Origin of the sequence: Stieleria sp., from assembly GCF_041595215.1 — a bacterium.
Classification (GTDB): domain Bacteria; phylum Planctomycetota; class Planctomycetia; order Pirellulales; family Pirellulaceae; genus Stieleria; species Stieleria magnilauensis.
In genome coordinates, this window is sequence record NZ_JBFHKV010000911.1 from 1 (window position 1) to 3,594 (window position 3,594).

The 3,594-nt window shown below is 60.0% G+C and carries 2 protein-coding genes; one reads left to right on the forward strand and one right to left on the reverse strand.

What is annotated here, in order from left to right:
* On the reverse strand, positions 1-355 hold a 355-nt coding region (locus ABX749_RS26125), incomplete at its 3' end, for a hypothetical protein (RefSeq protein ID WP_372898589.1).
* A gap of 383 nt (positions 356-738) precedes the next feature.
* On the opposite strand from ABX749_RS26125, the gene ABX749_RS26130 reads away from it, so the two are divergent.
* The coding region (locus tag ABX749_RS26130; protein ID WP_372898590.1) for a PKD domain-containing protein at positions 739-3,594 on the forward strand (2,856 nt) is incomplete at its 3' end.

Below are 3,594 nucleotides of genomic sequence, written 5' to 3' on the forward strand. Positions count from 1 at the left end.
ACCCCGCGGCGGGGCTCGAAGGCATGCCGACTCCGGCGGCACTGACCGAATCAAAGGTCAGGTCTTCGGTTTCGCCGTCGGCCAAAACGCGGCCGTCGGCGTCTTTCGTCCAAAACCCAAACAGGGGGCAGAGGTTCGGGTGGTGCACATCCCGAATCGTCTTGAGTGCCTTGAGCTCCTTGCGACCGCCCAAATCCTTCAAGTTCCGAACCACCTTCAAAGCGACCTTGATCCCGCCGGCAGCCTGAGCCTGCCACACATCGCCCGCCATTCCGCTGCCGAGGGGGGCGATCAAGGTGTAACCCGGAACAACTTCCATACCGGGATGGAATTCGACGGGAGGGGCATTGCTCATTAGAGGGCATGGCTCATTGGAGGGGGTCATGTCCGGCGGGTAGATCGAATCGGGGGGCCAACCCTGTGATACCAGCTTAACGTGTGCTTTCAAGCGCTGTTTTGCGTCCCCCAACCTGACAATTGATTTTAAGCGTTTGCAGGGATTTAGCAGCTGAGAAAGGGGAGAAAGCAGGCAAGTTGGTCCTTTTGTGACTGTTGGCTTGTTTTTCGCAGCTGGGTGACTTTACTCGGGGGTGAGAGCATCGGTGATCCTAGGGGCCGGATTTCCAGTAAACGTGCCGAACTCTCGATCCGAATCGGTCGACGAACATGAAAGCCAGCCCGCTTTCGAGTGGTCGACATTATTTCACCTCAACGTCTTCAGGTCATCCAGGTTCTGTCATGCCGCGAAACTGGCCACACCGTCTGCTCGGCTCGATTTCCAAACGCCAGCCCCGAAAGAACGCCCGCAAGCGGACCCAGCGGCGTCGAGTTCTGGTCGAATCCCTCGAAAATCGCCGCCTTCTCGCTGTCATCACCTCGGCCGACACCGCGACGGTCGATGAAAACCAAGTGTTCGCGATCGATGTCAATTCCACCGACGATCTCGATTCCGAAGGCAGCGGTTTGACGTATTCGCTCGGTGGTGGAGCGGATCAGAATCTGTTCTCCATCGATCCCAACTTCGGCGTGCTGCAATTCAATTCAGCCCCCGATTTCGAACAGCCCGCCGATGCTGGCCAAGACAACGTCTATGACGTCACCGTGGTGGTCACCGACAGCGACTTAAACTCCGACTCACAACCGATTCAAATCACCGTCGCCGGTGTGAACGAAGCCCCGGTGGCTGACGCGGGTGGCCCGTATTCGATTGACGCAGGCTTGACGATCAACGTCGATGCCAGCGGATCGACCGACGTCGATGCCGGCGACACGCTGACCTACAACTGGGATCTCAATCAGGACAACATCACTGATTTTACGACCACCGACGCGATTGCCACCATTCCGTGGCTGACCGTGATCAATCATATCGGTGTCGGTTCCCACACGATCAACTTGACCGTCACCGACAGCGGTGGCCTGAGCTCCACCGCTCAGGCAACTGTCGACATCAGCGACCTGTTCATCTTCCCTGCGGTCTCGGATAACGTCGCCGATCAATACACGATCGAAATCTCGGGCGCCGATCTCCAAGTCAACGATTCCATCAACGGCACGCTGCTGAGCCGGGTCCCAATTGCGACGATCACCAACATCGCCGTTCAAGGAAGCTCGGATCAGGACACATTGACGATTGATTACTCCGGCGGCGTGATCGTGACGCCCATCTCCTTCAACGGCGCCGATCCGTTGAACGATCCCAACAACCCTGGGGTCCCCGGCGACGCGCTGCAGCTGGTCAACGGCGCCGCGCTGATGGTCGAGCACCAATTTGCCGCGCCGATCAATGACCAGATGGGCGGCACGATTTCGATCCAGTTCAATGCCGTCGATTCGGGAACCATTCAGTACACCGGGCTGGAACCGATCGTCGACAATTTGAGTGCCGTGGACCGCGTGTTTACGTTCACCGGTGGTAGCGAAACGATCACGCTTTCTGACGATCCGGTCGCGGCCGACAACGTCAATCGAATCGATTCGACGTTGGGCGAATTGGTCGACTTCTTGAACCCCACGAGTTCGCTGACCATCAACGCGGGAACCGGGGACGACCTGATTGATGTTCTCGATTTGGACACACTGACCCTGTTCCCCACCCTGACGATCAACGGTGACGACGCCAACGACACGATCAACATCGCCAGCGTCCCGGCCACGCTGACGGCCAATCTCAACGGTGGCGTCGGCAACGATGTCTTCAACGTCGGTTTGACGTCATTGGATGGCGTCCTCGGCGCCGTCGTCATTGGCGGTGACGCGAACGATGCCACACCGACGACGGGCGACAGCGTCACGGCAAAGACCCTCACCGTCGACCTGACACTCCCGATCGGCGACCAACTGAACGTCTCGGACAGCTCCAGCGTGACGGCGGAAACCTACACCCTGACCGATTCCACCTTGGTCTCCACCGGTTTGACCGGCAGCCTGACCTACGCCGGTGTCGAATCGGTGTCGCTTGAAACGGGCAGCGACAATGACATCGTCGCGATCACCAGCACCATCGCCGCAGGCTCGACGTCGGTGGATACCGGTAGCGGTGACGATACCGTGACGATCGCCAGCACGGGGGCGGGCGGCATTCTTTCTGTCAACACGCTCGCCGACGCGGATTCCGTTTCCATCACCAACACCGGCGCCGGCAGTGTCACGCGGGTCGCCACCGGCGATCAGGACGATGATGTCGTCGTGACGTCGACCGGAGCCGCAAGCGGACTGATCCTCGACACCGAAGGCGGTGACGACGTCGTCACGTTGATCAACACCGGTGCCGACTCGGCAACCGTCATCGACACCGACCTGGGATCCGACGTCATCAACGTGCGCGGCACGGCCGCTGGCAGTGCCACCGACATCTTTGCCGGCGCGGGACTGGACACCATCAACATCTCCTCCGACGCTGCTGGAACACGAAGCGCCGATCGCAATGTGATGCGAGGCAATCCGGCCGGCGTGTTGGACGGTATCTTGGGTGACATCTGCGTCTACGGCGAAGATCCTGGTGTCGTGGCACCGGGAATCAGCGAGAGCGTGACCGCCAAAACCATCACGGTCACGCAAAGCTATGAACTCGGCGATGAGTTGAACATCAGTGACGAAGGCAACCTGGCCGGACACACCTACACCCTCGACGCCACCACGTTGACTCGCGTCGGGCTGACCGGCGGCGTCACCTACGACACGATCGAGACGCTGAACCTGGAAACCGGCACTGCGGCCGATGACGTCACGATCACCACAACCGGCGACAACACTCGGACGACGGTCAACACCTACGCCGGTGCGGACACGATCACGGTCACCACGACGGGGCTCGAAAGTGTGCTGCTGGTCGATTCGGGCATCGACAACGACACCGTCAACATTCTCAACACGGGAACCACGGGAACACCGGGTGTGGTGGACGCGAGCGTCACGCTGGTCACCACGGGCGATGGCGACGACGACGTGACAGTCACCACCACCGGCGCCGAAAGCGGGCTGGCGATCGACACTCTTGGCGGTGACGATGTCGTGACCGTGATCAACACCGGCGGACTTTCGGCTACCGACATCAACACCGGCGCAGACTCGGACGTCGTCAATGTCCGTGCC